We start from the raw sequence: 21,868 nt of genomic DNA, 5'->3' as shown, positions 1-21,868 counted from the left end.
CACATGAGTGACTCACTACCGAACGACGGCGACATCAAACTCGTCATGGCCGTCATCCGACCCGACAAACTCGCTGACGTGAAGACCGCGCTCGCCGAAGTCGGTGCCCCTTCACTGACCGTCACGAACGTCTCGGGCCGCGGCTCGCAACCCGCCAAGAAAAGCCAGTGGCGCGGCGAAGAGTACACAGTCGACCTCCATCAGAAGGTCAAAATCGAGTGCGTCGTCGCCGACGTCCCGGCCGAAGACGTGGCGAACGCCATCGCCGATGCGGCCCACACCGGCGAGAAAGGCGACGGAAAGGTGTTCATCCTCCCCGTCGAGGGCGCACTACAGGTCCGCACCGGAAAGACCGGCCGCGACGCAGTCTGATTCGCGCCCCCACGCGAAACCGTTTTTTTACTCGGCCCCAAGCGACCGGACGATGAACGGTGTGCCGTCGTGCTGAGCGTCGAACTCCTTGGAGGGCTCGCTATCGCGCTCGCCGGGATGCCGATTGCGGGTCTCGTCGTCTCCCGGTATCGCGCGTCGCCACCTGACACGCGACGCGACCTCCTCGCCAGCGACGCGGTCAAGTGGCTGCTTTTGGCCGTCTTGTGCGGGTACGTCGTCTTCGTCGAGGGGCGGCCGCTGTCGTCGATGACGGGGCGCTCGTTCGACCCCGGTTCGTTCGCGATTATCGTCGTCACCGGCACTATCGTCTTGTTCACGGCGAGCGCGGTGACGACACCGCTGTTCAACCACTTCGGCATCGGCGGACTCGAAGGCGAGATGTCGCAGTTGACGTCGCTGTCGCGTCGCCAACGAATTTTCGTGGCCGTGACCGCTGGCGTCACCGAGGAGGCGCTGTTCCACGGCTACGCAATCGAGCGATTGCTCGAATTCACCGGGAACCCGCTTCTCGCCGGTGGCATCTCGTTCGTGGCGTTCACCCTCGGCCACGCAGTCGGCTGGAATCGCGGCGCAGTGGCTCGAATCGCGGTTCCGGCGCTCTTGACGACGGTCCTGTACCTCATCGTCCGCGACGTGGTCGCGTTGATGGCGATTCACTCGCTGAACAACGTGGCGAGTCTCCTGTTGGCAGGAGCGATTGCGACCGATTCGTCAGGTGCCGGAGGCGTCGGTGACACCGCCGAATCCGCTGACGGGACGGCGTCCCGGAACGACGAGTCGAGCCAGTAAGCTCTTTCCCCCGAGCGTTCGAACCGCCGCGTATGAACCACGACGAGTCACGCGGGCTGTACGACCGTGCGCTCTCAGTCCTCGCTGGCGGTGTGAACTCCTCGGTTCGGGCCACGAAGCCGTATCCGTTCTTCGTCGAGCGCGGTGACGGCGCACACGTCATCGACGCCGACGGAAACCGCTACATCGACTACGTGATGGGCTACGGGCCGCTTCTCTACGGCCACGACGCCCCCGAGCCTGTTCAGGCCGCCGTCCAGAAGCACGCCGCGGCCGGGCCGATGTACGGCGCACCGACCGAAATCGAAGTCGAACACGCCGAGTTCGTCGCGCGACACGTCCCCTCGGTCGAGATGATTCGCTTCGTCAACTCCGGGACCGAAGCGACCGTCTCGGCAGTGCGACTCGCCCGCGCGGCCACCGGCCGCGACAAAATCGTCGTCATGCAAGGCGGCTACCACGGCGCACAGGAGAGCACGCTCGTCGAGGGCGGCCCCGACGGTGCGTCCCCGAGTTCGCCCGGTATTCCCTCGTCGTTCGCCGAACACACGATTCCCGTCCCGTTCAACGACCCCGAGACGGCCCACGAGGTGTTCGAAGAACACGGCGAGGACATCGCGGCGGTCCTGACCGAGCCAATCCTCGGCAACACCGCAATCGTCCACCCCGTCGACGGCTACCTGCAGACGCTCCGCGACCTCACGGACGAACACGGCGCGCTCCTCATCTTCGACGAGGTCATCACTGGCTTCCGCGTCGGCGGTCTCCAGTGCGCGCAGGGTAAGTTCGGCATCACGCCCGACCTCACGACGTTCGGGAAGATTATCGGCGGCGGGTTCCCCGTCGGCGCAATCGGCGGCCGAGCCGACCTCATCGAGCAGTTCACTCCCGGCGGCGACGTGTTCCAGTCCGGCACCTTCTCGGGCCACCCGGTCACGATGGCCGCGGGCCACGAATACCTGAAGTACGCCGCCGAAAACGACGTGTACGACCACGTCAACCGCCTCGGGGAGAAGCTCCGCCGCGGTATCACCGACATCCTCGAAGACCAGGCACCCGAGTACACGGTCGTCGGCACCGACTCGATGTTCAAGACGGTGTTCACGCGCCACGGCGCGCCCGACCGCGCCGACGCGTGCAAAGACGGCTGTACGCAACACGAGGCGTGTCCGAACTACGACTACTGCCCGAAGACCGGCGCTGACGTGGCGAAAGCCGAAACCGACCGCTGGGAGCGCGTCTTCTGGCAGGAGATGAAAGACCAAGGCGTGTTCCTCAGTGCGAACCAGTTCGAAGGCCAGTTCGTCTCCTACGCGCACACGGACGAAGACATCGAAGAGACGCTGGAAGCGTACAAAGAGGCGCTGTAACCGACCGCCACACTGTTTTTCAATCGGCTCGTAACCGTGATTCCGCCCGTTTCCAAAACGGCGGGTAGGCCAGCACGAGACCGAGGCCGACGCCGAGAGCCCACGCGAGGGCAATCCCAGCGGTGTTGCCTTCCAGTTGGAAGAAGACGAGAAGCGTCGTCGAGACGACCGTCGTGACGAGGCCGACGACCCAGACGCGAACGACGAGGCGGAGGCGAAGCGGGCGAACGAGGACGATACCGACCCCGACGATACCCGCGGCGATGAGCCCGGAGAAGTGCGGAAGGGCAACGCCGAGCGACGAGACGAGTAGGTCCAGTGGGCCGACGACTGCGGTCAATCCGGACAGGAAGAGTACGACGACGACGACATCGCCGACCTGCTGGAGCAGCGAACCGAACAGAGAGGTGTCGGAGTCGCCGCGGGAGGACGTGCCGGAGTCGCCATGGGAGGAACCTGAATCGTCGCGGGAGGGCATGCCGGAGTCGTCGCAGGCGGCGGTCATTCGTTTTTCCCTTCGTTCGACACGTCACACCCCGGCGTGCCGGGCGCGAACTGGAGGGCTTTTCAACGCGGGACGCAGACAACAGCGTATGACTAATCGGACGCTTCGCCTCGCGACGCGAGGGTCGGCGCTCGCGCGCACACAGGCGGCGAGCGTACAGGACGCGCTCGCGAGTCGGCGACTCGACGTGGAGCTCGTCGAAGTCGAGACCGAGGGGGACAAGATTCAGGACACACTCATCCACCGACTGGGCAAGACGGGGGCGTTCGTCCGTGCACTCGACGAGCGTGTCCTCGACGGTGAAGTGGACGCCGCGGTCCACTCGATGAAGGACATGCCGACCGAGAAGCCGAACGGCCTCGTCGTCGCGGGCGTTCCCGAGCGCGCGCCCGCCGGTGACGTGCTCGTGACGCGTGAGGGCCACGACATCGACGACCTGCCGGAGGGCGCAGTCGTCGGCACCTCGTCGCTCCGGCGGCAGGCGCAACTGCTCAACTATCGCGACGACCTCGAAGTCGAGCCACTCCGAGGGAACGTGGACACCCGCGTCGAGAAGTTGCTGGCGACGCACCTCCAGCGCGAACACGAACAGCGCGTCGAAGACGACAAAGACCGGCAGGGCAAACACGGGAAGACCGACCACGACGGCGAGTTCGACCAGCGCGTCGACGAGTGGTTCGACAGCCTCTCGGAACTCGAACGCCAGGCGATGGAGCGCAAGGTCGACACCGAGTACGACGCTATCGTCCTCGCCGAAGCGGGACTCAAGCGAAGCGGACTGCTGGACAAAGTCTCCTACGCGCGACTCCCTCGCTCGGACTTCGTGCCCGCCCCCGGACAGGGGGCTATCGCCGTGACGGCGTCCGACGAGGAGATTATCGACCTCGTTCACGACAAACTGGACCACGCGCGAACGCGCGTCGAGACGACGGTCGAGCGAACGATTCTCGCGGAACTCGGTGGCGGCTGTATCGCACCGGTCGGCATCCACGCGCTCGTCCAAGGCAAGCACGTCCACGTGGACGTGCACGTCCTCGCGACCGACGGCTCCGAGGCCATCAAGACGGCCCGCGACCTGCCGATTGGAAACCACGCCACCGCCGCCCGCGACTTCGCCGCCGACCTCCGAGAGCGCGGCGCTGGACAGCTTATCGAGGAAGCGAGCGCGGACGCCGAGGACGAGTGAGATGACAGGGGCAGAACGCGGCACCGACGACCCGGACGCCGAATCAGTCGGGACGGTCCACCTCGTCGGCAGCGGCCCGGGCGACCCGGAACTACTGACGATGAAGGCCGCGCGCCTCATCGACGAGGCGGACGTGGTGCTCCACGACAAGCTCCCCGGCCCGGAGATTCTCGGGATGATTCCGGCCGACAAGCGCGAAGACGTGGGCAAGCGCGCCGATGGCGAGTGGACGCCACAGGAGTACACCAACGCTCGGATGGTCGAACTCGCGCGCGACGGAAACGACGTGGTTCGCCTGAAAGGCGGCGACCCGTTCGTCTTCGGCCGCGGCGGCGAGGAGATGGAACACCTCGCAGAGAACGGGATTCCGTTCGATATCGTCCCCGGCATCACCTCCGCCGTGGGCGGCCCCGGTTCTGCCGGTATCCCGGTCACGCACCGCGATTACGTCTCGTCTGTCTCGTTCGTTACGGGTCACGAAGACCCGACGAAAGACGAGTCGGCGGTCGACTGGGAGGCGCTGGCGGCGACCGGCGGCACGCTCGTCGTCCTCATGGGCGTCGGCAAACTCCCGTTGTACACGAGCGAACTCCGAGACGCCGGGATGGACCCCGAGACGCCCGTCGCGCTCATCGAGCGCGCGACGTGGCCGGAGATGCGCGTCGCCACGGGCACCCTCGACACCATCGTGGACGTGCGCGACGAGGCCGACATCGAACCGCCGGCTATCACCGTCGTCGGAGAGGTCGCGGGTGTTCGTGACCGCGTGAAGTCGTTCCTCCGCGACGGCGGCATCGACGCGCTGGCCGAGACGGCCGCGAGCGACACACCAAAGTCGAACGCGAGCGAGGAGTCGAGCGAATGACCCAGCAAGTTCGTGCTGCCGTCTTCCGCCCCGACGACGACCGCCTCGCGGACGCCGTCGAACTCCTCGACTCGCTCGGTGCGACACCGGTCGCCGACCCGATGCTGGCTGTCGAGCCGACGGGCGCAACACCCGAAGACGCCGAGTTCGTCGTCCTCACGAGTAAGACCGGCGTCGAACTCCTCGCGGCCGACGGGTGGAATCCGGGCGATTCGACGCTGTGCTGTATCGGCCCGACGACCGCCGGTGCCGCGCGAGACGCCGGCTGGGAGGTCGCACACGTCCCCGAGGAGTACACCTCCGCCGGACTCGTCGAGTACCTCGCAGACGACGTTGCGGGCGCGACGGTCGAAGTCGCCCGCAGCGACCACGGGAGTCAGGTCCTCCTCGACGGACTTCGAGACGCTGGTGCCGACGTTCACGAGACGATTCTCTATCGGCTCGTGCGCCCCGAAGGCTCGGGCGGGTCGGCAGTCATGGCGGCCGACGGCGACCTCGACGCCGCGCTGTTCACCTCGTCGCTGACGGTCGAGCACTTCCTCGACGCCGCCGCAGACCGCGGCATCCGTGACGAAACTATCGCCGGGCTGAACGACGCAATCGTCGGTGCTATCGGCCCGCCGACGCGCGAAACGGCAGAATCACACGGTATCGAGGTCGATATCGTCCCCGACGAGGCGACGTTCGACGCCCTCGCCTGCGACGTGGTCGAGACGACCGCGCCGACGTACCACGAGTGAGCGGCGACACCGGAGGTGCGGAGACGCGCCCGTCACAGAGTGGGTCGTGGCGGACCGTCGGCGCAGTCGCCGGATGGCAGACCGCAGCGAGTCTCTGTTACTACACGCTCTTTGCCGCCACGGGGTTCGTCCGCGAGGCGTTTTCCATCTCGGAGTCGCTGGTGGGCCTCTTCCTGACCGCCGGACTGCTCGGCTACACCGTCGCGCTGTTCCCGAGCGGTGCCGCCGTCGATGGCTTCGGCGAGAAACCAGTGATGCTCGGCGGGTTGCTCGCACTCGCTGTCGCGCTCGTCGTCGTCTCGGCGACGCCAGCGACCGGGTCGTACGCACTTCTGTTGGGAGCGGTCGCCCTCCTCGGGGCGGCCTACTCCACGGCGATGCCCGCGTCGAATCGAGGTATCGTCGCCGCGGCACCCGCCGGAAGCAAGAACCTCGCGATGGGACTCAAGCAAGTCGGCGTCACCGCCGGGAGCGGCGCGTCGTCGCTCATCGTCACCGGCATCGCGGCGTTCGCGGCGTGGCAGGTCGGTTTCTGGCTCATCGCCGTCGTCGCGGTCGGGTACGCACTCGTGTTCGCCGTCAGCTACCAGGGGACCGACGGGACGGGCCGCCTCGAACCGCCGGAACTCGCCGGACTCGGGAGCAACCGAACCTACGTCGCGCTCGTCGCGGCGGGGCTCTTCGTCGGCGCGTCTATCTACTCGATGCTCGGGTACACCATTCTCTACGTCGAGGACGTTGTCGGCGCGAGCGCGTCGATGGCGGGTATCGTCCTCGCGGCGACACAAGTCACGGGCAGCGTCGGCCGCATCGGCGCAGGGAGCCTCGCCGACCGACTCGGCGGCGCACGCGGGGCGGCGACTGTGGCGCTCGTCCAGCTTACGGGTGCGACCGCACTCTTCGCTCTGCTCGCCGGGTCCGGCGGGTCGCTGGTGCTCACACTCGGTGTCTTCGTCGCGCTCGGGCTCACGATTCACGGCTCGACGGGCGTCTTCTACTCCTGTCTGAGCAGCGTCGTCGACGACGACGACATCGGCGCGGCGACCGCTGGCGGCCAGACTGCCATCAACGCCGGTGGGCTCGTTGCCCCACCGCTTTTCGGCGCGCTCGTCGAGTTCTCTGGCTACGGCGCTGGCTGGGCGATGGTCACGGTGTTGACTGTCGCCGCGGCCGTGTTGCTCTTCGTCGTGACGCGACGGCTCTGAACCAACACACCGCCGTCCACCCATTTACTCCGCAGGTTTTTGTACCGAGACGGGACCACCTCGTCACAGCATGCCCGCCACACCAACCACCGCACCAACTATCCTACCAGCCACCGCACCAACCACGAACAGCCAGCGTTTATGCCGGTGACGACGAGAGTATCGAACTGATGGACGGACCCGTCCCCGACCTCACGACCCACGCCACGGCGTGTGCAGACCGCCTCCGCGACGCCGACAGCGTGCTTCTCGCTTCGCACATCGACGCCGACGGGTTGACCAGCGCCGGTATCGCCTCGACCGGGCTCGAACGCGCCGGGATTCCGTTCGAGACGGTGTTCTGTCGCCAACTCGACGCGTCGTCGGTCGCCGACATCGCCGCGACCGACTACGACACGGTTCTCTTCACCGACTTCGGGAGCGGCCAACTCGACATCATCGCCGAGCACGAGACCGCAGGCGACTTCCACCCGGTCATCGCCGACCACCACCAACCGGCCGAGGGGGTCGAGACGGAACACCATCTCAACCCTCTCCGGTTCGGTATCGACGGCGCGACCGAACTCTCCGGTGCGGGCGCGAGTTACGTCCTCGCGCGAGCGCTCGAACCCGAGGGCGGCGATAACCGCGACCTCGCGGCGCTCGCCGTCGTCGGCGCAGTCGGCGACATGCAGGACTCCGACGGCGGCCTCCACGGCGCGAACGAAGGCATCGTCGAGGAAGGCATCGAAGCCGGCGTCGTCGACGAGGGGACCGACCTCCTCATCTACGGCCGCCAGACGCGACCGCTTCCCAAACTCCTCGAATACGCGACCGACGTTCGCATTCCCGGTATCTCGAACGACCAAGCGGGAGCCATCGAGTTCCTGACCGAACTCGACGTGCCCTGCCGCGACGACGACGGCGAGTGGAAGCGCTGGGTCGACCTCACAGGCGACGAGCGACAGACGCTCGCCAGTGCCCTGATGCGCCGGGCCATCGCCAGCGGCGTCCCCGCCAGACGCATCGACGACCTCGTGGGGACGACCTACGTCCTGACGCAGGAAGCCGAAGGGACCGAACTCCGCGACGTGAGCGAGTTCTCGACCGTGTTGAACGCGACAGCCCGGTACGACCGCGCGGACGTGGGTCTCGCGGTCTGTCTCGGCGACCGCAACCGCGCCCTCGACCGAGCGCGCCGACTCCTCCAGAACCACCGCAAAAATCTCTCGAACGGACTCAACTGGGTGAAAGACCACGGCGTGACGGTCGAGGAGAACCTCCAGTGGTTCGACGCGGGCGACGCGATTCGCGAGACAATCGTCGGCATCGTCGCCGGAATGTCCGTCGGTACCGACGCGACGCGTTCGGGGATTCCCGTCCTCGCGTTCGCCGAGAAGGACGACGGCGAAGTGAAAGTCTCCTCGCGCGGGTCGTACGTGATGGTCCGAAAGGGCCTCGACCTCTCGGCGGTCATGCGTGAGGCGTCCCGCGCAGTCGGCGGCGACGGCGGCGGCCACGACGTCGCTGCGGGCGCGACGATTCCGAAGGGCACCGTCGAAGAGTTCATCGCCGAAGCGGACCGTATCGTCGGTGAACAGTTAGCGTAGCATCACGAAACGCGGACTGCTCACTCCTCAACCGGGTTCGCTCCGAACCTCGCCGGCACCCAGTTTTGACTGTCGATTGGCGGGCGTTCGTATCCGGTGTCGTCCTGTCTGGGCGGGAGTTCGATAGGGTCGGGCGTGAGGTCCTCGTAGTCGATTTGGTCCAGCAGGTGCGAGATGCAGTTCAGTCGCGCGTGGCGTTTCACGTCGGCGTGGACGACGTGCCACGGGGCCTCGTCGATGTCGGTGTGTTCGAACATCTCGTCTTTCGCCTTCGAGTACTCGACCCACTTCGAGCGCGCTTCGAGGTCCATCGGACTCAGTTTCCAGCGCCGTTTCGGGTCGTCGGAGCGCTTCTGGAAGCGGCGTTCCTGTTCGTCGTCGCTGATGGAGAACCAGTACTTGATGAGAATCGTTCCCGACCGGACGAGCATTCGCTCGAACTCCGGGCAGGTTCGGAGGAACTCCTCGTACTCCTCGTCGGTACAGAATTCCATCACGCGCTCGACGCCTGCGCGGTTGTACCAACTCCGGTCGAAAAGCACCATCTCACCTTCAGTCGGTAACTGCTCGACGTAGCGCTGGAAGTACCACTGTCCCTGCTCGCGGTCGGTGGGCGTTCCGAGTGCGACGACGCGCGCGACCCGCGGGTTGAGCCGTCGAGTGATTCGCTTGATGACGCCGCCTTTACCCGCGGCGTCGCGCCCCTCGAAGACGACACAGACCCGGAGGTCGTTTTCCTTTATCCAGTACTGGAGTTTGACCAACTCTTCTTGTAGCCGGTGTAACTCGCGCTTGTAGTGTTTCTTCTTCAGAACCCCGTCGTCAGTGTACAGGTCCGAGTCGGTCGCCATACACAGAGTGTGTATTCAGTTAACAAATAACAGGTGGCTCGCTCGGTTCCTCGACGACACGCTGTCTGTACGGTTCCCAATTCGGACGCCAATTCGCATGCCGACCCACATTCGATATCGCGACATGAAATTTATCGATGCTGATTTGCCGACTATCTCAGAATCCGGAATAACCGCAGATTCTCGTTCGTATCCACCGAAATCCGCGAAATCCTCATATTGGATGCTTGTGTATGACACGGTACCGGCCGTGCCGGTCGGTCGGGGGGACGCCGATGGCGACAGCAAAATCGAACAGGTTCGAATACGAGTACCCGGTCGGTTACGAACCGGAGGTAGAGACAGAGACGGTGGAACTGAACCGTCGAACCGTCGAGCGACTCGACGCGCTGTGCGAGGAGGACGAGTCGCTAGACGAGCTAATCAACGAGTTGGTGTCTATCCACGTCGCGAGCGAGCTTCTCGCGGCACGCGTGGACAGCCCACTCGTCGAGTGACGCACCGCGTCGCTCGATTTCCTACATCTGAAGCGTTCGCTGAGTGGAATCGCTCTGCCGCCAGCCGACAGAGATGAATGGATAGACGCTATACGAAACGGGGTTGAGGCGAGATTCGACGACGGCAATCGCTCTCCAGCGTTGGCGGCCATCAAAAAGGGAACACGGAGTTCAGTCCGCCTGCATCGAGTGCTGCGAACTCGACGTGAGCAACTCATCGTCGAACAGTGCGCGTTCGAGCGAGAGCGCACCTGGTCCAATCAACACGACGACGAGAGCGACCAGACACAGCGTGAGCGTCAATTCGACGCCACCATCCGAAGCGGGGTATCCGTTCGGGAGGTGGACGAGCACCGTCGCAGCGAACATGACGATGGCGACCAACGCACCCGCGACGCGGACGAGCAATCCGACCAGCAACAGGAGCCCGCCGAGGAGTTCGACGAGGCCGACGCCCCAAGCGACCACAGTCGGCAGTGGAACTCCGAGGTTCGCCAAGAACCCTGCAAAATTCGAGATTCCCATGGCTTTCGGGCCGACTGCAAAGACCTTCCCAACACCGGAGATGAGCATGGGAATCGCGAGGGCGAGCCGAACGAGCACCGAGGCCCACTGGATGACCGTCTCAGACGAGGAGTGGCGAGGCATAGTGTTACCGCACCTCACTGGCTGTCGAGCGATTCTGCGAACTGTCTGTTTCGGTAGGAGGTACCTCCATCCCAACACCACAATTGGTTAGAAGATTAATATAATATTTGCAACATTATTGTGCGTTTCAACACATCGTTCGAGAACACTATCCGCGCGAGCGGAGTGTGCACCGGCCAATCGTCCGATTTTTTGCTTGCAACCGGAAAGCACTGGTATGAGCGACTTCGACCCCGAGAAGTTCGAAGACAAATACGTCCACTACTTCCCTCAGCTCCAGCGTGCGTACAAAAACGCCTTCGAGACGATGAACGACGAGTTCGACTCGACGCTCATCCACGGCATCGACCAGCAGATTCTCAACGAGTCCGAGCCCTTCTACGAGGACGGCGACTTCGTCGTCGAACTCCCGGAAAACCCCACCGAGCGGCTCACTGCCGTCGTCGTCGACGACGACAAGCTCGATGCCGTTCTCGAACGCTATATCGACGAAATCGAGGCAGAACTGCACCGCGTCTTCGGCGTCGAAGCCTAACCCGAACCAAAGGCCTAAGCCCGTTCACCCCGAAGCCGCGCCCATGAGCACGGAGACGCAGGACGGCGAGGACGACCTCAAAGAGCGTGTCGTTAATTTCCTCCGCCGCAACTTCCCGCAAATCCAGATGCACGGCGGCAGCGCAGCCATTCGTGACCTCGACCGCGAGTCGGGCGAAGTCACGATTCTCCTCGGCGGTGCCTGCTCCGGCTGTGGCATCTCCCCGATGACCATCCAGGCCATCAAGACGCGAATGGTCAAGGAGATTCCCGAAATCAACGAAGTCCACGCCGACACCGGTATGGACGGAGACGGCATGGGTGGCGAGAGCCGCGGCGGCAGCCCGTCGTTCCCCGGCGACACCACCGAAGACCGCGAAGACGACCAAGGCCCGCAGGCGCCCTTCTAAGCGGTCACAGTTCGGTTCTAGCGTGTCGTTCGACTGACGCGCATCCGAGAACAGGAGTTTTATCGGCGACTACGCCCCACCGTGGGGTATGACCGCCGAGTCGCCCGAGAACGTCCTCTTCGTCGTCATGGACACGGTCCGAAAGGACCACCTCACCCCGTACGGGTACGACCGACCGACGACGCCGGGACTCGATCAGTTCGCCGAGGAGGCGACCGTCTTCGAGCAGGCCGTCGCGCCCGCGCCGTGGACGCTGCCAGTCCACGCGTCGTTGTTCACCGGGATGTACCCGAGTCAACACGGTGCCGACCAAGAAAACCCCTATCTCGAAGGCGCGACCACCCTGGCCGAGACGCTCTCGGCCGCCGGGTACGACACCGCCTGTTACTCCTCGAACGCCTGGATTACGCCCTACACGCACCTGACCGACGGCTTCGACGAACAGGACAACTTCTTCGAAGTCATGCCGGGCGACTTCCTCTCCGGGCCACTGGCGAAGGCCTGGAAGACGATGAACGACAGCGACACCCTCCGCGCGCTCGCCGACAAACTCGTCAGCCTCGGCAACACCGCCCACGAGTATCTCGCGGGTGGCGAGGGTGCCGACTCGAAGACGCCCACCGTCATCGACCAGACCATCGACTTCATCGACGACTCCGAGGAGTTCTTCGCCTTCATCAACCTGATGGACGCACACCTCCCGTACCACCCGCCGGAGGAGTACGCCGACGAGTTCGCACCGGGTGTCGATTCCTCGGAGGTGTGCCAAAACTCAAAGGAGTACAACGCCGGGGCCTACGAAATCGAGGACGATGAGTGGGAGGACATCCGCGGCCTCTACGACGCCGAAATCGCCCACATCGACGACCAACTCACCCGCCTGTTCGACCACCTGAAAGAGACCGACCAGTGGGACGACACCATGGTCGTCGTCTGTGCAGACCACGGCGAACTGCACGGCGAACACGGTCTCTACGGCCACGAATTCTGCCTCTACGACCCGCTCATCAACGTCCCGCTCATGGTCAAGCACCCGAAGCTCGGTGCGGACCGACGCGAGGACCAAGTCGAACTGGTGGACCTCTACCACACGGTACTCGACTCGCTCGGCGTCGAGGGCGGCGAACCCGCGAGTCCCGGCGACGAAGCTGTCGCCCTCGACCGGACGCGGTCGCTCCTCTCGGCGGACTACCGCGACTTCGCCAAGGCGACGAACGACGACCCCGGCCAACTCCGTGACGGCGAGTACGCGTTCGTCGAATACTCGCGTCCCGTGGTCGAACTCAAGCAACTCGAAGAGAAGGCCGCGAGCGCGAACATCGTCCTCGGCGAGAACACTCGGTTCTACTCGCGGATGCGGTCCGCACGGCGCACTGACGCCAAATACACCCGTATCGACCGTATCGAAGACGAGGCGTTCCGTCTCGACACCGACCCCGACGAGCTGGAGAACCTCGCCGACTCGGACGACGAAGCCATCCGCGAGACCGAAGCCGCGCTCGCGGAATTCGAAGACGAAATCGGCGGCGCGTGGACCGACGCGCTGGATACCGACGTGTCGGACGACTCGGTCGACCAGATGGACGACGAAGCACAAGAGCGCCTGCGCGACCTCGGCTACCTCGAATAGCGACCCCTCGGTTCCGTCCTACCGAAGCCCTTCTCCCCGTTCCCACGCCCGCAAGAGCGCCGTGAGCGTCCGGTTCGTCGGCACTTCGAAGTTGTGGCGGGCGGCACTATCGACCACCGCCCCGTTGATGGCATCGACTTCGGTTCGCTTGCCCGCGTCAACGTCTTGCAGCATCGACGAACGGTTCGCAGCGGTCTTCTCCACGACCCGGTCGATAGCGTCGCGCGCGACACGGTTGGGCAAGCCAACGCCCTCTAACCGAGCGACGCGGGCCGTCTCGCGGGCGGCCCGATGAGCAACGTCGTGGGCTTCGTCGCTGTCGAGCGCACCGTTTTCGACCCGCGCGAGCGCGGTGACTGCGTTGATACCCGCGTTGACGGCGAGTTTCTCCCAGCGACGCCGTGGCATGTCTGCGGCGACGAGCGTGTTGATATCGGCGTCGCGGAACGCCTTGCCGACGCGTTCTGCGAGCGGGAAGGGTCCGCCATCGAGCGCGCCGAGAACGACGCGGCCGATTCCGGTACACTCCACGCGACCCGGGTCGACGAGGCGCGCGCCGTACGTCGCGGTTCCGGCCAGAACGGGCGCTTCAAGGGCTGATTCGAGGGTTTCCTCGGTCAATCCGTTTTGCAGTGAGAGGACGGCGTCAACGTCGCACTCGGTGAGTGACTCGGTTGCGGCGGCCGTGTCGAACGATTTGACGGTCACCAAGGCGAGGTCCGCGTCGTGGCCCGTCTGGACTGTCGTCGCGTTCGGGGAGACACGCCGAGATTCAGCGCCGACGACGTCGAGACCGGCCTCGGCGACCCGCGAGGCGTGGGGGTCACGGGCGACGAGCGTCACGTCGTGGACCGATGCGAGCAAGCCGCCGACGAGCGTTCCGAGACTGCCCGCGCCGAAGACGAGGATACGCATGGCTGGACGTACACAGCGGGCGATAAAAATCGAGGAGTCTGCGGGCCGCGCGTCTCAGTCCTCGGTCCAGTAGTAGATGTTCTCCCGCTCGGTACCACAGTTGGGACACGTGTCGGGTAAGTCGTCGATAGAGCCCATCTCGCCGCACTCGTCGCACCGCCACATCAACTCCGCCTCCCCGAACTCGTGGCCCGCGCGCTCGTGTTCGATTGACATCTCCGCGAGCCCGTCGCGAGTCGTGACGAAGAAACCGTCCTCGTCGAAGCCGCGGATAGTCCCGATTTCGGTTCCGTCCTCGGTGTAGACCGTCATGCCGACGGTTGGCTCAGATTTGGTTGCCATATGTTCACAATAGACATCCAACGGCCTAAATTCGAACGGCCACCGAACCGCTCCTGTGGCTGCGACAGCGAGGCGAACATAAGTAATAAACTGGATGCCGCGATATAGAATCATCGAAGAGGTTGGAAAGTTTCGTCGAACACGGAGTGTCAGAAACGGGTTCGGCTCGGATGTCGAAAAGGAAGGGTAACGCCCCGTCTCGCGGGGGTGGTTAGTACGTCGCGTCTACGATGTCGTCGTCGAGGTCCGGGAACTGTTCGAGGTAGGAGCGACGCTCGGCGCGGAGGTCGCTGTGGGCGTCGGCGAAGTCCTCGACGTGGTCGGCGACCGCGAACTGCTCGATGTCGATGCCGGGAACGTCCGACGGAACGGTCAGACCGAGCGTGTCGTCGTGGGTCCACTCGATGCTCTCGCGGGCGACACCTTCGAGAATGGCGATGGTCTCTTCGACGCCGACGTCGACGGGGTCGGCGGTCCCGACCGCACCGGTGTTGATGACGAAACAGTCCACGTCGAGGTCGTCGATGAGGTCGCGGAAGCGGTTGCCCTCTTTACCCTCTGACCCGACGATGAAGGGGTTGGTTCCAACGACCCGAATCGGTTCGCCGATGCGCGAGGGGTCGCCGGCGCTCGTCTCGACGGACTCGCCGAGCATGAACGCGGCTGCCGCCTGCGACTCGTCGAGTTTCGCAATCGGTGGCATCAGCGGGTTGCGCGTGATGAAAAACACCTGGTCGACCTGTTCGAGGTCGATGTCGTCCGCCGAGCTTTCGAGGTGGTCGCGGCGAATCACTGCGCGCGCGTTCCGGCCGTGGCGCGGTTCGTCGAAGTGGACGGTCCCGTCGTCGTCAACGGCGACGTTTTCGAGGACGGCGCTGTCGTCGGTCGCCGCCCCGTGGAGTTCGGGTTGCTCGTCGGCGTCGAGGCCGAGCGTCTTGATGTAGAGGCCGCCGCCCTCACTACCGGCGACGGTTCCCGAGGGAAGCAGTGCGCAGACGTCGTCCTGAAGCATCTCCGCGCCTTCCGGGTCGTCTAACCAGAGCCCGTGGCTGGTCAGCGTCGACTTACCGGTTCCCGACAGTCCCAAAAAGAGCTGTCCGACCTCGCGGTGGCCGTCGGCCGCGTCGAGCGCGACCCGCTTGCTCCCGGCGTGCAGTCCGAGCCCACCGGCCTGCTTCGCACGGAGCATGAACAGTCGCAGGAACGACTTTTTCGCCTCACCGGTGTAGTCGCTGCCGAGGACCGTCGTGAGTCCTTCATCGGGAAGGATACGAATACACGGCTCGTCGGTAGCGTCGGGGAGTTGGACGGTGACGAAGTCCGGTTCGGCACCGTCTTCGGGTGCTTCGAGGAGTTTGGCCCACGCGAGTGCGATACGGCCGTACTCCTTCGGGAGGAACAGTCGACAGACTGCCGAGACTTCCTCGTGGCGACCGACGACCCGGTCGACACAGAGCACGTCGTTCGAGGGGTCGGAAACCCACTCGATACCGCGCTGGAACACGTCGAAGTCGTCGTCGTCGAACGAATCGTCGACAGCGTTCGCGGTCCGGTCGGCACTCCGAGACCGATACGAACTGACGTACGATGGGGACTCGTAGTCGGTGGTCGTCTCGAAGTGTGCAGAGTAGTCGCGGAGGTCCGCAAACGACGGGTTGTACGTGATGTGGTCCGTCGCCACAGGGTCGGGGAAGTCGGCTACTGTCGGCCAGAGAGTCGATTTTGCCATTCCACCAGATACTCCGCTAGATATCAGCATAAGCTTTTTTGAACTAGAAATACTGATGAAGAAAATTCACTTGCGTCCGGGTTAATCTAACAAACAATCATACACAATCGTCAGCGTGTGACACGTCGAAAGACAACAAGAGGGTAGGATAACGACGGTCGACTCTGCGGCCCGATATGCCAGTCGTTCGCACGCGCGTGCCGGACACATAACTAGCACAGCGTACAAGGTCGACGTGTTGCGTACGTCATTATGGACGAGGGCAGAATACTACCACACTACGCCCCAACAGTGTGAATCTACGAGCAGATACTAACGAATAGTTTGAGTCGTATCTGCGGTCCACTCCACCCACAACACTCCACTTTTTCTCCCCGAGTGACCCCGTCACTCGGCTCGAAAACCCGGAGGAAAAAACCGCACTCGACCGCCGACCACACTACATGAAGTCCGCAATACCCGACTGTTCGTTTTCCACTTTTTCTCCCCGAGTGACTCCGTCACTCGGCTCGAAAACCTGGAGGAAAAAACCGCACTCGACCGCCCCACACTACATGAAGTCCGCAATACCCGACTGTTTGTTCTTGTCGTTCTCGAAGATGGATTCGAGGCTCTTTTCGAGCACTTCGAGGCGCTGTTTGGTGTAGTCGCGGCAGTCGAACTCCTCTGCAACCTGAATCGCGGTGTCCATGTACTTGTTCACAGACCCCTGATGGACGGTGAGGTTCACCCGGCCACCGCACTCGCGACACTCGCCGGTCAAGGGCATCCGGCGGTACTTCTCGCCGCAGTCGAGACAGCGCGTCTCCTGCCGGGAGAACGCGCGGAGGTTCCCGATGAGGTCCGGCAGGAAGTGATACTCGATGACGCGCTCGGCCACGTCGGTCTCGTCGACCGCCCGGAGCTTTCGCGCGAGGAACAACTGAGCGTCCATCTTGTCCATCATCGACCCGAGGGTCTTGTACGCGGAGAGGTCCGGCCCGGCGGCAATGTCCGTGGTGTCGTGGGTGTGGTCGAATCCAGTGTACTCGCGGTCGGTTCCGAGGTACTCCTCCGCGATGGTGACTTCGTCTTCCCAGTCGTCGGGGTCTTCCATCCGACGGGTCGCCTCGTAGAACTCCCGCGGGTACTGCCGGACGATGTCCATGTTGTGCGCCTCGTCGTCGATTTCCGAGGGGTCGATGCGCGAGGACATCACGAGCGGCGCGTCCATCTGCCCGCCACGTTTGTCGGGGAGGAATTCTTTCGAGAAGTTGAGAAGACCGTCCATCAAGAGCATCACACAGTCTTCGTCACCGTCACATTGCCCGACGTAGAGGTCGTGTGCGACGAGTGAGTTCGTCTCCTCGACAGTCAGCGAGTACGTGTGGTCAACGTCGCTTTCGACGTACTCGACAGACACAATTTCGTCGAGCCACGTGTCGCCGCCGTCGGCGAAGAGTCGTTGCGTTCGGATTTCAGTGTTGGCGATGGCATCCGTGAGGGTCTCCTCCTTCCGTGGGAGGTGGTACCCAATTTCGTCCGCAAACCGAACTGCGTTCTCGGACGTGACTTTGAGAACCCACGTGTCGAATTCGGGGACGGTGTCGTAGAATTCCGCGAGCGCACCAGTTCGGGGGACTCGGCGCTCACTGTAGGTCTTCGTGGCGATTCCGAACCGCTTGAGTGCAGCAACGAGGTCCCGTTTAAGCTCGTCGCTCACCGTGTGTGCACGAATTTCCACACGGTCGGCAGACGCACTACCGTCACCCGAGAAGTACGCCGCTAAGAAGGAACGGAGGACAGAGTTCGGACCTGACAAGACTGTATCCGGGATGTGCTTGTCTTTCGCCCGCGAACCAAGTCCAAGGACGTCCGTGAACAGCGATTCGACGAGACGGCTCGAAACCGTTAATTTCCATTCGTTCTCGTCGAACGCCTCGATACCTAACGTTCGGGACAACGTCTCAGAGATGTGGTCGCGAGCGACTTCGTCGGGGATGCAGATAGTCGTCTGATAGAAATTCCCGGAATCTGCTCTGGTGAATCCTTCTGCAGCGTAGTACCCGAGAACCGTCCCGAACTCCTCGTCGATTTCGAGCGTTCTGGAGACAGTTGCGGTGTCGCGGCGAATACCGAGCGAGACGTCGTTCGGAAGTGTATCGACTACGGCGTCGGTGTCGCCGAAGAGTTCGATGAACACCGAAGCGGGGACACTATCGCGCGAAACCCAGTTGTAGACAGTCGAATCGCCACAGTCGAGCAGTTCGGCGACAGGTTTCAGATACCCACTTTTTCCAGTGTATTCGTCGAAGAGCGATTGAATTCGTTCCTTACCGAGTCCACGAACCATCAGGTCCTCGGCTGGTATCGAATCGCCGGCTAAGAACTCTTCGAGCAAGTCGAACTCGAACGGGTCCGAGTCGAGTTCGACCGATTTCGGCGACGGGACTGCGTCACCTTCACCAACTTCGTGAGCGGGGACGCGTTCGAACTGGTCGCCATCTGCCCGAATCATCGTGTGGTCGGGCGTGACGGTCAACTCTCTTCCTGCATGGGTCTCGATGCGGACGAGTTGGTCTGGAGCGACGTGTTTCGAGACCGCTTCGACCGGTTTGTACGTCTCTCTCCCATCTCTGGTGAGAGAAGGAACGAGCACGTCGCCACCGATTTCTTGCACCAGCGTCCCGAAGTCGTCTGTTTCTGGGTCAGAGAGCCGTTCTTCGACCAGCGTCAGAACGTCTCCGAAGTGCCACTCGTCGTCCTCGTCTCGATACCAAACCTTGGTTTCTGGATGGAAGCAATTCCGGCGTTTCGCGGCGTGAAAGTACGGATGCGCATATCCGACCGCAGCTGTCGTGAATCCGACAACTCTCCCGACGACCGCCGCGGAGGTGTGGGGTGCCATCCCGAAGACGAGTTCGCCGATGAGGTCGTCGCGCTCGTCCATCTTGTAGAACGGTTCCAGCCCGTAGAACTGTTCGAGGAGGTCGTCGACGAAGTTCGCGGTCTGCATCATATGCTTCGCCGCACCCTTCGAGAGGACGATATCTTGGACTTTGAGTTCGACCAGTTGGTCGTCGAATCGGAGCGGTTCGCCGTCGATATCGGTCTCGTAGCCGAGTTCGCGGAAGTGGTCGGCCGTCACGTCGAGTTCCTCGGGCCGGACCGCCGTGACCGGAAGGTCGGTCATATCGTAGCGGACGGTCCCGTCTTTGAACGACGAGACGTCGTGTTTCGCCCGGAGGACACCCTTCTCGATGGGTTCGGGCGTCTTGTTCGAGGAGGTGAGTCCTTTGACGCCTTTGAGAATCTCGAAGGACGACTCGCGCTCACCCACCGATTCGAGCGCGTCCCGATATTCGGTGTTCAGGTCGACAGTCTGCCACTCGGCGCTCTCGACGTCCCACTCACAGCGGTCACAGTAGACGCGGCCCGATTCGTCGGGCTGGATTACCGTGCCGCAGTCGTCGCACTCGTAGTGAGGCTTCGTGTGGCCGCCGCAGTTGGAACACTTCGGTTTGAATCCGAACTGTCCGCAGTCGGGGCACTTTCGCTTCCCGAGTCGGACGGAGACTTCGCCGCGTTTGCCTGACTCGCCGAATTTCCGAGCGGCGTCGCCGACGTCGCGTTGGCTCCCACCCGCTTCGCCGATTGGGAACAGCGTGTGAACCGCAGGCGAGAGGTCGCGGCGTTCGGATTTCTCGGGGCGACCCATCCGACCGCCGATTCGGGTCGGTGCCCGCTCGCGGACTTCGAAGGGTGCGATTTCGTTGACCGCCTCGACGGCGTTGTCGCCGTCTTCCCATTCGCGGGCGCGCGCCGAAAGGTCATCAAGTGACCACGTACGCGCTCGGTCGTCAGCAAGGCCGAGCGAGCGAGCGAGTGGTCGCCAAATGGGGATGCGAAGCTCCTCGTCGGTCTGGCGGTGTTCGACGAGCAGGTTTTCGAGCGTTTCGCGGATTTCGGGCGTGTTCTCGACGACGAGCGTTCCCTCGTTTCCGTCTTCGGGTTCGACCGCGATACCGCCGCCGTCGGCGCGGCCACCACCTGCTCGGCTGCCGCGCGGCTGTCCACCGTCTGCTTCGGCGGCGACAATCTCGCCCGCCGCGACGACATCGGTGAGCGCGTCGTACTGCTCGACGGAGATGTCGTGCCAGAGGTAGGTGAACTTCGGATGCAGCGGAGCGTCGTACTGCTCGGCCCAGGCGAGTGCCTCCTCGACAGTCGGGTCGTCGAGTGAGACAGTCGGGTCGTCGCGGAGGGCCTGTACGTTGGCGTCGGTCGTTTCGAAGTCCTGAATCCACCACTCGAAGACGTAGGAGGCGGGTGCGAGCGGGTGGTTGTTCTCGACGAACTCGCCGAAGTTGACGAGGTACTCGCCGAGGTCGATGATTTTCTCGACCCCGTTTTGCAGTTCCTCGGCCTCTTCGGGGTCGTCGATGCGGCGAACGTCGCCGTTGGCGAGTCTGACTGTCGGCCCCTCGATAGAGTCGACGGGGACGACACCGCCGGCCTTCCCGGGCCGTTCGGTCTTAATCTGCGTGCCGGTGGCGATGAAGTCGTCTACGATGTGCATCGTCGCCGGGTGGACGCCAGCCGTCGCGAATCCGTGGTTTCGGGCGCGACCGTAGCGAAGCCGGAACCCACCGGGTGCGGAGGGGTGGCCAAAGACTGGCCGGCCGGCGATAAGGTCGCGGAGGAACTTGGTTGCGGGTTCGACACGAGGTGGGCCTTCGGGTTCGTCGTGAGCGTCGTCTGCTTCGGCAGCGTCGGCGTCGTCTTCGTCAGCGTCGCCAGCCTCAGATTCGGCTTCGGCCTCGCTTTCGTCTTTCTTCCCGTCGTCTTTGCCGATGGTACCGTCGATGAGGTCCTGAAGCCACGGCCACTCCACTTCGTCGAGTTGACGAGTGTACCGCTGAATCTTCGGAGCTTTGAGCGCGATACCCTCGGCCATGACGAGACACATACCCCCGCGTGCGGAGTTGGTATCGACGCGTTCGAGGTCGCGGAAGCCAGAGACTTCTTCGTCGCCGGTCGCCTCGCCGTCGAGCATGATGGGCATGTTCGTGGCGATAAAGCGCGTCTCCTTGTCCTTCGGCGAGTACTGGAGACCGGTCTCCTTGTCGTAGAGATTTATTTCCTCGACGTAGCGCTCGATTTCGTCGTCTCGGCCCTTGTACTCGTCGATGCCGAGAAGCGACCGGGCGTAGTCGGCAACGAGCACCGACAGCGCCTGTGCGGTCCCACCCGCCGAGCGAATCGGCCCGGCGTAGTAGACGTTGACGAACTCGGTGCCGTCGTCGTTTTCGAGAATCTCGACGCGGTCGATACCTTCGATTGGTGCGGCGACCACACCCTCGGTGAGGAGGGCAACGGCGGTTCGAACCGCGCCCTCGACTTTGCCCTCGCGGGAGTCGTAGTCACCGACGTTGCCGTCGACGAAGTCGGTCACGAGTTCGAGGGCGGCCTCTTCGCGTGACATCTCCCCTTCGAGTTCGCGGACGCGCTCGGCGACGCCATCGATGCCGAGGATGTTCTCGACGCGGTCGGCCATGTCCTTGGCGACCGGGATTTCGACGTCCCGTTTCGGGTCGTGACCCTGCTGTTTTGCGGCGCGTGCGACTTCGAACGCCTCGTCGAGTCGGCCTTCGATGCGTCCGAAGTACCGTTCTTCCTCTTCGCGCACGG

The 21,868-nt window shown here is 63.6% G+C and carries 19 protein-coding genes; 12 read left to right on the top strand and 7 right to left on the bottom strand.

Features of this window, described 5'->3' with window-relative positions; translation table 11 throughout:
• The first annotated feature begins 3 nt into the window (after positions 1–3).
• From glnK1 to hemL, 3 genes are all read left to right on the top strand, one after another.
• Positions 4–372, top strand: coding sequence for a nitrogen regulatory protein GlnK1 (glnK1, locus tag KU306_RS05075; protein WP_258303079.1), 369 nt, complete (start codon positions 4–6; stop codon positions 370–372).
• Between the two features lie 69 nt (positions 373–441).
• Positions 442–1,182 carry a CPBP family intramembrane glutamic endopeptidase gene (locus KU306_RS05070; protein ID WP_007544088.1) on the top strand — a complete coding sequence of 247 codons (741 nt, stop codon included), beginning with the start codon at positions 442–444 and terminating at the stop codon, positions 1,180–1,182.
• 32 nt (positions 1,183–1,214) lie between these two features.
• The gene (gene hemL / locus KU306_RS05065) at positions 1,215–2,552 is read left to right on the top strand and encodes a glutamate-1-semialdehyde 2,1-aminomutase (RefSeq protein ID WP_007544087.1); all 1,338 of its coding nucleotides are present in this window, start codon (positions 1,215–1,217) and stop codon (positions 2,550–2,552) included.
• Positions 2,553–2,571: 19 nt separating this feature from the next.
• On the opposite strand, the gene KU306_RS05060 is transcribed toward hemL, so the two are convergent.
• Positions 2,572–3,057, bottom strand: a complete 486-nt coding sequence (locus tag KU306_RS05060) for a hypothetical protein (protein WP_258303078.1) — start codon at positions 3,055–3,057, stop codon at positions 2,572–2,574.
• A gap of 88 nt (positions 3,058–3,145) precedes the next feature.
• On the opposite strand from KU306_RS05060, the gene hemC reads away from it, so the two are divergent.
• The 5 genes from hemC (at position 3,146) to recJ (ending at position 8,642) form a co-directional block, all read left to right on the top strand.
• Positions 3,146–4,243, top strand: a complete 1,098-nt coding sequence (gene hemC, locus KU306_RS05055) for a hydroxymethylbilane synthase (protein WP_258303077.1) — start codon at positions 3,146–3,148, stop codon at positions 4,241–4,243.
• A 1-nt stretch (position 4,244) separates the two neighbouring features.
• On the top strand, positions 4,245–5,108 hold the full coding sequence (cobA, locus tag KU306_RS05050) for a uroporphyrinogen-III C-methyltransferase (protein WP_258303076.1): 864 nt from the start codon (positions 4,245–4,247) through the stop codon (positions 5,106–5,108).
• Complete coding sequence (locus tag KU306_RS05045; protein ID WP_258303075.1) at positions 5,105–5,848, top strand: uroporphyrinogen-III synthase; 744 nt, start codon at positions 5,105–5,107, stop codon at positions 5,846–5,848. Before cobA ends, KU306_RS05045 begins: the two co-directional genes overlap by 4 nt.
• Positions 5,845–7,053 carry an MFS transporter gene (locus KU306_RS05040; protein WP_258303074.1) on the top strand — a complete coding sequence of 403 codons (1,209 nt, stop codon included), beginning with the start codon at positions 5,845–5,847 and terminating at the stop codon, positions 7,051–7,053. Before KU306_RS05045 ends, KU306_RS05040 begins: the two co-directional genes overlap by 4 nt.
• Before the next feature lie 170 nt (positions 7,054–7,223).
• Complete coding sequence (gene recJ, locus KU306_RS05035; protein WP_258303073.1) at positions 7,224–8,642, top strand: RecJ family nuclease; 1,419 nt, start codon at positions 7,224–7,226, stop codon at positions 8,640–8,642.
• 20 nt (positions 8,643–8,662) lie between these two features.
• Here the strand turns inward: recJ and ppk2 are convergent, their stop codons facing one another.
• The gene (gene ppk2, locus KU306_RS05030) at positions 8,663–9,493 is read right to left on the bottom strand and encodes a polyphosphate kinase 2 (RefSeq protein WP_258303072.1); all 831 of its coding nucleotides are present in this window, start codon (positions 9,491–9,493) and stop codon (positions 8,663–8,665) included.
• Between the two features lie 275 nt (positions 9,494–9,768).
• Here ppk2 and KU306_RS05025 point away from each other — a divergent pair, with 275 nt between their 5' ends.
• Positions 9,769–9,990 (top strand): DUF7557 family protein, encoded by a 222-nt coding sequence (locus KU306_RS05025; protein WP_007544074.1) that lies wholly within the window; start codon positions 9,769–9,771, stop codon positions 9,988–9,990.
• 171 nt (positions 9,991–10,161) lie between these two features.
• On the opposite strand, the gene KU306_RS05020 is transcribed toward KU306_RS05025, so the two are convergent.
• Positions 10,162–10,638 (bottom strand): DoxX family protein, encoded by a 477-nt coding sequence (locus tag KU306_RS05020; RefSeq protein ID WP_258303071.1) that lies wholly within the window; start codon positions 10,636–10,638, stop codon positions 10,162–10,164.
• Between the two features lie 217 nt (positions 10,639–10,855).
• Between KU306_RS05020 and KU306_RS05015 the strand changes: the two genes are divergently transcribed.
• The 3 genes from KU306_RS05015 (at position 10,856) to KU306_RS05005 (ending at position 13,212) form a co-directional block, all read left to right on the top strand.
• Entirely contained in the window at positions 10,856–11,173 is a 318-nt protein-coding gene (locus KU306_RS05015; protein ID WP_007544068.1) for a DUF5783 family protein, read from the top strand.
• Between the two features lie 43 nt (positions 11,174–11,216).
• Positions 11,217–11,582 (top strand): NifU family protein, encoded by a 366-nt coding sequence (locus tag KU306_RS05010; protein WP_007544066.1) that lies wholly within the window; start codon positions 11,217–11,219, stop codon positions 11,580–11,582.
• Positions 11,583–11,670: 88 nt separating this feature from the next.
• Entirely contained in the window at positions 11,671–13,212 is a 1,542-nt protein-coding gene (locus tag KU306_RS05005; RefSeq protein WP_258303070.1) for a sulfatase, read from the top strand.
• 18 nt (positions 13,213–13,230) lie between these two features.
• Here KU306_RS05005 and KU306_RS05000 read toward each other — a convergent pair whose 3' ends face one another.
• From KU306_RS05000 to KU306_RS04985, 4 genes are all read right to left on the bottom strand, one after another.
• Positions 13,231–14,127: a ketopantoate reductase family protein gene (locus tag KU306_RS05000; RefSeq protein ID WP_258303069.1), complete on the bottom strand. Its 897-nt coding sequence runs from the start codon at positions 14,125–14,127 to the stop codon at positions 13,231–13,233.
• Between the two features lie 54 nt (positions 14,128–14,181).
• Positions 14,182–14,469, bottom strand: a complete 288-nt coding sequence (locus KU306_RS04995) for a DUF7130 family rubredoxin-like protein (RefSeq protein WP_049918830.1) — start codon at positions 14,467–14,469, stop codon at positions 14,182–14,184.
• Between the two features lie 211 nt (positions 14,470–14,680).
• Positions 14,681–16,198 (bottom strand): phosphoenolpyruvate carboxykinase (ATP), encoded by a 1,518-nt coding sequence (locus KU306_RS04990; protein ID WP_049918829.1) that lies wholly within the window; start codon positions 16,196–16,198, stop codon positions 14,681–14,683.
• A gap of 550 nt (positions 16,199–16,748) precedes the next feature.
• Positions 16,749–21,866: a DNA polymerase II large subunit gene (locus KU306_RS04985; RefSeq protein WP_258303068.1), complete on the bottom strand. Its 5,118-nt coding sequence runs from the start codon at positions 21,864–21,866 to the stop codon at positions 16,749–16,751.
• Between the last annotated feature and the right edge of the window lie 2 nt (positions 21,867–21,868).

Origin of the sequence: Haloferax larsenii, assembly GCF_024730625.1 — an archaeon.
Lineage (GTDB): Archaea > Halobacteriota > Halobacteria > Halobacteriales > Haloferacaceae > Haloferax > Haloferax larsenii.
The sequence above is the reverse complement of the archived record's forward strand: the minus strand, read 5'-3'. Positions and strand labels throughout refer to the sequence as shown.

Coding starts and splice junctions, on each gene's coding strand:
- glnK1 (WP_258303079.1), top strand. CDS start 4: ATGAGTGACTCACTACCGAACGACGGCGACATCAAACTCGTCATGGCC.
- hemL (WP_007544087.1), top strand. CDS start 1,215: ATGAACCACGACGAGTCACGCGGGCTGTACGACCGTGCGCTCTCAGTC.
- KU306_RS05060 (WP_258303078.1), bottom strand. CDS start 3,057: ATGACCGCCGCCTGCGACGACTCCGGCATGCCCTCCCGCGACGATTCA.
- hemC (WP_258303077.1), top strand. CDS start 3,146: ATGACTAATCGGACGCTTCGCCTCGCGACGCGAGGGTCGGCGCTCGCG.
- cobA (WP_258303076.1), top strand. CDS start 4,245: ATGACAGGGGCAGAACGCGGCACCGACGACCCGGACGCCGAATCAGTC.
- KU306_RS05045 (WP_258303075.1), top strand. CDS start 5,105: ATGACCCAGCAAGTTCGTGCTGCCGTCTTCCGCCCCGACGACGACCGC.
- recJ (WP_258303073.1), top strand. CDS start 7,224: ATGGACGGACCCGTCCCCGACCTCACGACCCACGCCACGGCGTGTGCA.
- ppk2 (WP_258303072.1), bottom strand. CDS start 9,493: ATGGCGACCGACTCGGACCTGTACACTGACGACGGGGTTCTGAAGAAG.
- KU306_RS05025 (WP_007544074.1), top strand. CDS start 9,769: ATGGCGACAGCAAAATCGAACAGGTTCGAATACGAGTACCCGGTCGGT.
- KU306_RS05020 (WP_258303071.1), bottom strand. CDS start 10,638: ATGCCTCGCCACTCCTCGTCTGAGACGGTCATCCAGTGGGCCTCGGTG.
- KU306_RS05015 (WP_007544068.1), top strand. CDS start 10,856: ATGAGCGACTTCGACCCCGAGAAGTTCGAAGACAAATACGTCCACTAC.
- KU306_RS05010 (WP_007544066.1), top strand. CDS start 11,217: ATGAGCACGGAGACGCAGGACGGCGAGGACGACCTCAAAGAGCGTGTC.
- KU306_RS05005 (WP_258303070.1), top strand. CDS start 11,671: ATGACCGCCGAGTCGCCCGAGAACGTCCTCTTCGTCGTCATGGACACG.
- KU306_RS05000 (WP_258303069.1), bottom strand. CDS start 14,127: ATGCGTATCCTCGTCTTCGGCGCGGGCAGTCTCGGAACGCTCGTCGGC.
- KU306_RS04995 (WP_049918830.1), bottom strand. CDS start 14,469: ATGGCAACCAAATCTGAGCCAACCGTCGGCATGACGGTCTACACCGAG.
- KU306_RS04990 (WP_049918829.1), bottom strand. CDS start 16,198: ATGGCAAAATCGACTCTCTGGCCGACAGTAGCCGACTTCCCCGACCCT.